This window comes from Bacteroides timonensis, assembly GCF_000513195.1.
Taxonomy (GTDB): domain Bacteria; phylum Bacteroidota; class Bacteroidia; order Bacteroidales; family Bacteroidaceae; genus Bacteroides; species Bacteroides timonensis.
This window is the reverse complement of record NZ_CBVI010000091.1, coordinates 159,675-167,916: the sequence shown is the minus strand read 5'-3', so window position 1 is coordinate 167,916 and position 8,242 is coordinate 159,675. Positions and strand designations below refer to the sequence as shown.

The following is an 8,242-nucleotide window of genomic DNA, read 5'->3' as shown; positions in this document are numbered from 1 at the left end:
GAAGAATATTGCACAGATCGAACACTCCAGGCATCGGTCATTCAATAATTTCATTGCTAACGCATTGGCGGCAATTGCAGCATACTGTTTCTTTGAGAAGAAGCCCGCCATTGACCTGCAATTTGTCAACGACGGGCAGCTAAGATTATTTTGAATTATATCGAACTCACGTTATTTACTCCGATTGCCAATGGGCGGGGAGTAGATACCTTCCTGTTTTTTGTGAAGATTACTTCACTATTGCATCCGTCATTGTGAAGCCTTCCAGCGAACCAGCCTTCACCTGAATGCAGATGACGCTGATGGCGCTGTCGGCAGCGGCAGACAGTTGGCGTTCGGCAGCCGGAGCCACGCGGAGCCAGTCACCGGCTTGCAGGGCGATGCTCTCGCCGTCAATCACCATTGTGCCGCGGCCGGAAAGAACGGCATAGATTTCTTCGTTCTGCTTGTGAGAGTGTACGAAAGGCACTCCCGCACCTGCCGGAAAGTTGTTGATAGATACTTCTGCACCGGTCAAATTCAATGAATCGTGCAGCTCGACACGTGCTTCCGGGGCTACACTTACTTTCTGATAATTCTTCATAATTACTTCTTTTATAATATGTTGTTTCTTTTACAGCAGCAAAGTTAGGCACTTTTTCCGCCTCCTACAAGTAGGCACCATTTGCTTCGTCAGTTACCTGCATGTTACTATTGTTGATAACTAAGCATTTAAAAAGTGAGGTTTAACGGGCATTAACTTTAATGATTATTGTATAAATTCCCATTGCCATCGAACTAACTTCCTGCTATGGTGTTTCTCTGTCTATAGAAACCTAAACAACAGATTGAATTATGAAAAGATCGTTCTTTTTATTGATGCTGACGGCAGTCGCCTTTGCCAGCTGTGCGGATGATAACCCGATAAAGGGTAATGGGGGCGGAAATGGGGACGGTGACCTTGTGACCCCGGATATAGACATAGCCATCGGCACTCAAGGCCCGATGACCGGAACGTTGGAGGTGTTTCCCTGCCTGCCTGCTACTTCCACTTACTACGGGAACTATTTCAATGGCAAGCTGAGTCCGTTTCCCGGCATGTATGTGCTGGCGGACGGGGCTGTGTCCGGAACTCCCATCCGTCCCATCCTCCTTCCTGTGGGGACTTACAACATGCTTTACTGGGGCACCACTCAGACGGGCGAGATGATAACCAACAATCCGAATCTTGGCGGGCCACAGCTGACGCTTGGCGGAGACTTGTCGCAGCAGTATTTCAGCCTGGTGCAGGACTCTCCGGACACCACTTATCGTCCGGTGCCCGACTTGGTCTATGCCGTGGTGCCTACGGACATCGGTACAGATAAGCTGAGCGCCGTACTGAGACGGCAGACAGCAGGCTTTCAGGCAATAGTGAAAAGCAGCAGTGGGGCAACGCTGGCTTCTGCCATCGACAGCATGAGTGTCCGCATCGGCGGCATTGCGGAGGGGCTGAACGTCTATACGGCAGCCCCCGTCAATCAGACAAGGACCGTTGCCATTCCGCTTGTCCTGTCTGCCGACAGCTTGCAGATGAGCAATCCCGTAGCCATGCTCTTCCCGTCTGCCGTAAGTCCGTTGTTCCAGCTGATAGTTACTTTGAAGAACGGAACGGTAAAGACCTTCAGCCAGGCGCTAAGCAATCCTTTGAAGGCGAACACCATGCTGACGCTGACGATAACGATAGGCGGCATCTTCTCGGAAGAGGAGACCGGCAGTTTCACGGTGGATAGTTGGGAGACGGAGAGCGAGGATATTGATATTCCGAGTTTGGAATGAAAATTCTGATAAGGTGCTCTTTTATGGCCGATTCAGAACAAAGAGAGAGCCTGCTTAAATTTTCCTCATAAATTCAGAGAGATATATCTTCAAAAAAGCTCTCGAAAGAATGCTGGGGAAAGTTTAAACAGGCTCTTAAAGTCTTTTCTTATTTGCTATTTTCTTTATTCACTCCACAGATAAGTGGCATTTGCGTTGTCCGTCCAATCTGCTACTTTGCCTTCTTCCCAATTTTCGTACCATCTCGAGTAATCAGGGTAAGCCAAATTGATGTCTTTTCTTTCCAGAGGCCACATCCAGGTTGCCACACTGATGTCCAAAGCCCACGGATTCCGGTTGTCCATGCGATAATAGACTCCGTTAGTAGTATCTGACTTGTCGTTGCTGCCTTCTTTCCGGAACCATGCCATATCTGCCTTTTCCGTAGGCGAATAGTCCACAAGATGGATCTCCCGGTCTCTGCTGTCACGGAAAAGGAACGGATTGAAATCCTTCAGAGCTACTTCGCTCTCTGCCATCGGAGTGGTGAAGGTCAGCCTGAAAGTCTTTGAAGCGGCTGTGACGGCATTGCCCAATTCGGTATTGATGAAACCGGTCTTGCCGGCAAAAGCTTCACGGACGTTGCTATAGACGATTACGGTGGCCCGGCTGTTTCCCGCTTCAAGGCTTGCGTTCTCTATGGATACATTGGTGGTGCTGACCGGCAGCTGGATGCCGAAGCCGTTTGTACCGCTGGCTCCTATGGCTTTGGGAGTGAAGGTCAGCTCCATGCCTGTCACGAGTCCGGAAGTTGCATCTTTGATCAGCTTGTAGGTATAGGCGGTTACGAAGTCGTTGAAGTCGTAGTCTCCCTTGTAAGGCCAGTTGTCCTCAAAGGCCAGTATGCCTTGGTAGGAAGAGACGATGGGCTGGGTTTCCGGCGTAGGAACAGTGCCTGTCTGGCCTTGCTTTACGGGTGAACATACGATTTTGGTTAAGATGTCGTTGAAGTCATTGTCACCGGTAGCTCCCTGGCGTTCCATGCCCAAGGTGTAGCATTGGAATTCATCGTCCCATACAAGGATGCCATGCGTGTTTTTATCCTTGTTGAACTCCTTTGTAGAGCAGTAGGGATTGCCGTCGATAGTGGTAACGGTCAAACCAAATCCATATCCATTCTGTGAAATGTTTCCGTTCGGATTATAGCCCTTATGATTCAGCACAAATCCGATATGTGTTCCCTTGGGGAATACTGTTACATACTTGCCTTTCGCCTTGTCATAATAGAGAAGCTGGACACGGGTACCTGTGGTTATTCCGTCAAAGGGGTTCACATTGGGGAAGATGGCGGTCAGCACATATTCGTCGCTTTCTACGTTGTATTTTGCTGCCGGTGCATTATTTTCGGTATAGATATAGTAGTAGAGACCATTGCGGAAGTATCTGTTTTTATTGGGTTCTACATATCCACCGTCTCCAATATAGGTAGCCCATACTTCTGCTCCGTTCTCGCTGGTTATTATGAGATCCGTATTACTTTCGTCTCCGGTATAAGCCGTTTTCTCGGGAAACATCCTGGTTACTTTTTCCTTGTAGGCATCCGGAAGGGGATCGCTCGTCACCAGTCCCTGATTGATGTTCAAGGAACCTTTTTCATTCAGCTCTTCATCTGTGAAATAGCTGAAGAACTTGTGGATGTTCCCGAGGTCCTTGCGGTCGCGCTCAATGTCTCCTTCGGCTCTTGTGGCGGAGGCTTTCGTGGCTGCGGGAAGCTGGTTTCCCTTGAACGTCAAGCCCGATGCGGCTTCGGCGGGCGTCACTGTCTGCATGAGGCCCAGACCGGCCATTTCGGGATAGATATAGAGTTGGGTAGTCTTGGCGGAAAGTTCAAGGTCGACGGAGATTTGCCCGTTTGCATCGGTGAGTCCTTGGTAGAGGGGATAGACATCTGCTTTGCGTCCGCCGTCCTCGCCGAGGGTGGGGTCTTGTTCGTAGATGCTGAACAGGGCTTTCACTGCCGGTTTGCCTTGTTCATTGATGGCAGAGAGTTTCAGACTGCAACTTTGGCGAGTGCTGAAATCGAAGTTCAGGTCGAGGGGAGTGTCGGTCTCCGGCTGTTCGATGGGACGGCTGACATCTTCCATACAAGCTGTCAGGCACAGGCTTGCCAGCAATGTCGCTGATTTAAGAATGAGGTTATTCATAGATATAAGTTTTATATATCATTTGTTTTTGTTGCAAAAATACAATAAATAGAGAAAGAATGAGCAAGTTTTCACTGATTATTTGAGCTTTGGCTGCAAAAAAGTATTGAAGGCAGGTGCTTTGCGTAAGTAGGGGGCTGTTTTCGGTGCTATAAAAACTGATTTAGCCCCTTGCCGACTCCGGCAAGGGGCTAAATCAGTAAGGTTTGTTGCGGCTTACTTCTTCCGTGTCACCGTGTGCAGCACGTTGCCCTTCTTGTCAATCATGCGCAGCACCAGTGTCTTTTTGTCGGCAGAGACGATGGAGAAGCCGGGTTCGGGGCTGCAGAACAGGGTGCCTTCCACGGGCTTCACCTTGCGGGAGAGCGAACCGGCGGAGTTGGTGACGTAGTCGATGTCGCTGCCCTTCACGCGGATGTGCTGGAAGTTGTGGATGTGGCCGCAGATGTACATATCCACCTTGTGGCGGCGCAGGATGGGGTCGAGGCGTGCCTGCATGTCGCGGCGTTCGGTGTCGGACTTGGAGGTTTCGGCGTAGATGGGGTGGTGTCCGGCCACGATTACCCAGTCTTCCTTGGCGGCGGTGAGCACGGAGTCTGCCCAGGCGAGCTGCTTCCGGTAGTCTTGGCGGCAGGCGTCGGGATAGGTTTCGGTGTCGTTGCGGTACTTGTCTATCAGGGGGGCGGTGTCCAGCCAGAGGACGCGGAGGGTCATGCCGTCGTTCTCGAAGGCTTTGGTGTAGTAGCGGGCGGGCATGGTCCAGCGGCGGGAGACGTTGCTGTAGTCCAGCACGGCTTGCGTGTTGCCGCGGTATTCGTGGTTGCCGAGGAGGGGGAACCAGTCTATCATCAGTTCGGGGTGGGAGTAAATGAGTTCGTAGTTGGTCATCCACAGGGGGTCGTTCACGCTGCGCACGCCTTCGAAGTGGTGGATGTCGCCGGTGGCGAGGACGAATTCGGGGTCGGCGCCGTTCTCCGCCATCACGCCCATGAGTTCGGCGATGGGCTTCTGGTCGTAGTAGCCGTTGCGGCCGAGGTCGTTGGCGACGTAGAAGTTGAACTTCCCGTCGAAGACGGAGTAGTCGGTGGTTTGGGCTTGCGCCACGCTGCCCAGCAGGGCGATGAATAGTAGAAGGATTGTTTTCTTCATTGTTGTCATTCGTTGGATTATTGATGAAATCTGTTTACATTCCGCTTCTCCGCCGTTGTTTTCCCGAAACGGGGCGAAGAGCCGGATTCTCTCTCCGAACCCCCGTCAGAAGTACTTCTGGAGGGGGTGAAAACTGCGTGCGCACGGAGTTAAAAATGGAAGCGCACGGAGTTGAAAATGGAAGCGCACGCATTTTTAACTCCGTGCGCTTCCATTTTTGCCTGCGTGCGCATCTGTTTTCGGGGGGCTGCGGGGGTGGTGATAATTCCTTACACCTGCAACCGGCTCCGGTGCATCAGAAGTTTATCTTCACTCCGGCATTCACCTTCACGCCGTAGTGTTCGCTCTGCATGGTGCGTTCCTTCGTTCCCTGATAGTAACGGAGCGGTTGGTTCAGCAGGTTGGTGGCTTCGGCATAGAAGGTGGTCTTCAGTTTCTTGCCGAAGGTGTAGCTGGCGTTCACGTCCATGTAGCTGACGGCATCGTAGTAGCGGTCGTAGAACTTCTCGCTGCCCATCTCGTCGATGAAGGCGGAGGCGTAGTTGTAGCTCCAGCGGAGGCTGAGGCCGGACTTCTCGAAGAAGAGCGATGCGTTGGCGGTGTGCTCCGGCGAGCCCGGCAGGCGCAGGCCGCTTTCGTTCTCGCGTCCCTCGAAGTTGAAGTTGTTGACGCGGCTGTAGGAGTAGGTGTACGTGCCGTAGAAGCCGATGCACTTCAGGGCGGGGGCGATGAAGCCGAAGTCGCGCTGATAGGCCACTTCCACGCCCAGCAGGTCGGCGTTGCCCGAGTTGCGCGGCTGGCTGAACTTGGTGTAGTTGGTGCCGTTGTAGTCGTAGTTGCGCAGGGTCTGGTCCACGATGAAGTCGTTTATCTTCTTGTAGAACACGCCGGCGCTGACCAGTCCGATGCTCTTGAAGTAGTATTCGCCGCTGAGGTCGAAGTTGTAGCTCAGGGTAGGTTTCAGTCCCGGGTTACCCAGCGAGATTTCGTTGTCGTTGCGGTCGATGTTCACGTTCGGGGCGAGTGCCGAGTACTTGGGGCGGGCGATGGTGTTGGTGAAGGAGGCGCGCACCTTCAGGTCGTCGTTCACGTCCCACTTGGCGAGCACCGAGGGCAGCACGTTCAGGTAGCTGTCGCTCTCGTAGGGGGTGCGGGTGGTCACTTTTTCCACGGCGTCGTACTGGCTTCCGCTGTACTTCACGTGGGTGTTCTCCAGACGCAGGCCCAGCATCAGGTCCCACTTCTTGCCCAGCTTCTGGTCGAAGCGCAGGTAGCCTGCGGTCACCGTCTCCTTGGCGTTGTAGTTGGTGGCGAGCTCTTCCTGATTCTGTTCCTTCTCAAAGAGGGCGGCGTTGTTCAGGTCGAGGCTGCCGAGGTATTCCTTGCTGACGAAGCTGCCTGCCACGTACTTGCTGCCGGGGATGTATCCGCTGCGCGTCTGGTTGACGGCCGATGCAAGACTGGCGGCGTCAAATCCGTCTTCGTCCAGCGGTGTGTATTCGTAGAAGTCTATTTCCTTGTCCTTGGTCTTGTGCACCAGCTTGGCGCCGAAGCTCAGCTTGTTGCCGTACGCGCCCTTCTTCAGCGGCAGGTCGAAGTCCAGCTTCGCCTTGAGGTCTTTCTCCTGGATGTCCTGTTGCTGTTCGGTCACTTCCTTCAGTCCGAAGTCGTCGTCCAGCACCATCTTGGAGCCGCTCTGCGGGGTGAGCAGCGGCCAGCGTTCGTCCGACAGGTCGGCATCGAACTTCTGCTTCTTCAGCTGATAGTCGATGTATCGTTCGTTGGGGCGCACCTCGCTTGCCTTGGCGTAGTTCACGCTCCAGTCCATGCCCAGCTTGCCGAAGAGGTGTTCGCCGCCCAGGGTGAAGTCCATCGTGCGCTGGCGTTCCAGTCGGGCGTTGCGGTTGTCCGGCGTGCCGCCCTTGGTCTGTATGCGCACGGTACCCTTGTTGTTGATGGTGCAATAGGGGTTTTCGTTCTCGTCCTCGTCCATGTTGTAGTCCTTGATGGTCATGCGGTAGCGGTTCTCCCAGTCGTTGCGGTTGTTGAAGATGCCCTTGAAGGTCAGCTTGTGGTTCTCGTTGAACACGTAGTCCAGCGCAGCCGAGTAGCTCTGGCGTTCGCGGGTGACGTAGTATTGGCGGATTTGATACTCCGTCAGCGTCACTTCCTTGCTGTCCACGTCGCGGTCCCACACAAACTCCACGTCGTCCGATCCGGAAGGCGAGTTCTGATAGGAGGCGGACAGCATCACGCCCAGCTTGTCGTTGAAGAAGCGGTCGCCGTACGTGAAGCCCAGGTTCAGCTGCGCCTTCTCGCTGATCCAGTTGTAGCCCGTTCCTGCCGTGGCGCTGATGAAGCGCTTGTAGGGCGAGTTCTTGGTCACGAGGTTGATGCTACCGCCGATGGCGTCCGCGTCCATTTCCGGCGTCACCACCTTGTTCACCTCGATGGTCTGAATCATATCCGAAGGAATCAGGTCGAGCTGCACGTTGCGCGTATCGCCCTCGGCGGACGGCACGCGGTTGCCGTTGATGGTCACCGAGCTGAGGTCCGCGCTCGTTCCGCGCACCTGTCCGAAGCGAGCCTCGCCCTGGTCGTACTGCACGTTGATGCCGGAGATGCGCTTCAGCGCGTCGCCGATGTTGGAGTCGGGGAACTTGCCCACCTGGTCGGCGGAAACCACGTTCGTCACTCCCAGGTTGTTCTTCTGCGAGTTGATGGCTCGGCGTTGTCCCTGGAAGGCGCCGCCCACAACTACTTCCTGCAATTCCACGCCTTCGTTCAGCACCACGTTCTTCTCCAGCGTGCGTCCGGCGGGGACGGTGATTTTCAGTTCCACGGGAGAGTAGCCCACGTAGCTCACCTTTACTGTATAAGTTCCCGGGTCAAGGTTAGAGAAAGTGTAGAAGCCGTTGACGTCGCTCGTCACGCCAGTGTGTAGTTTCTCGATGTAGATAGAAGCACCCGGGAGAGTCTGTTTGGTCGCGTCGATGATACGTCCGCGCACCGTTCCTTGTTTGGTAACGTTCGTCTTTTCGTCAGCCATGGCCGCATTGCCGGCTGCGATGAATAGGAGTAAAAATAAGAATACTCTTACGATTTGTTTCATA

The 8,242-nt window shown here is 53.8% G+C and carries 5 protein-coding genes and 1 pseudogene; 2 read left to right on the top strand and 4 right to left on the bottom strand.

All coding sequences use genetic code 11. The features are described from left to right. Positions 1–154, top strand: a pseudogene (locus tag BN161_RS29235) (IS982 family transposase); the annotation flags it as partial. A 75-nt stretch (positions 155–229) separates the two neighbouring features. On the opposite strand, the gene BN161_RS17295 reads toward BN161_RS29235, so the two are convergent. After that, on the bottom strand, positions 230–583 hold the full coding sequence (locus BN161_RS17295) for a cupin domain-containing protein (RefSeq protein ID WP_044268609.1): 354 nt from the start codon (positions 581–583) through the stop codon (positions 230–232). A gap of 251 nt (positions 584–834) precedes the next feature. Here BN161_RS17295 and BN161_RS17290 point away from each other — a divergent pair, with 251 nt between their 5' ends. Next, positions 835–1,797, top strand: coding sequence for a FimB/Mfa2 family fimbrial subunit (locus BN161_RS17290; protein WP_044268606.1), 963 nt, complete (start codon positions 835–837; stop codon positions 1,795–1,797). A 164-nt stretch (positions 1,798–1,961) separates the two neighbouring features. On the opposite strand, the gene BN161_RS17285 is transcribed toward BN161_RS17290, so the two are convergent. From BN161_RS17285 to BN161_RS17275, 3 genes are all read right to left on the bottom strand, one after another. Beyond that, positions 1,962–3,980: an LruC domain-containing protein gene (locus BN161_RS17285; protein ID WP_044268604.1), complete on the bottom strand. Its 2,019-nt coding sequence runs from the start codon at positions 3,978–3,980 to the stop codon at positions 1,962–1,964. 216 nt (positions 3,981–4,196) lie between these two features. Further along, positions 4,197–5,129, bottom strand: coding sequence for a metallophosphoesterase (locus BN161_RS17280; RefSeq protein ID WP_044268601.1), 933 nt, complete (start codon positions 5,127–5,129; stop codon positions 4,197–4,199). A 295-nt stretch (positions 5,130–5,424) separates the two neighbouring features. Beyond that, positions 5,425–8,241 carry a TonB-dependent receptor gene (locus BN161_RS17275; RefSeq protein ID WP_044268598.1) on the bottom strand — a complete coding sequence of 939 codons (2,817 nt, stop codon included), beginning with the start codon at positions 8,239–8,241 and terminating at the stop codon, positions 5,425–5,427. Between the last annotated feature and the right edge of the window lies 1 nt (position 8,242).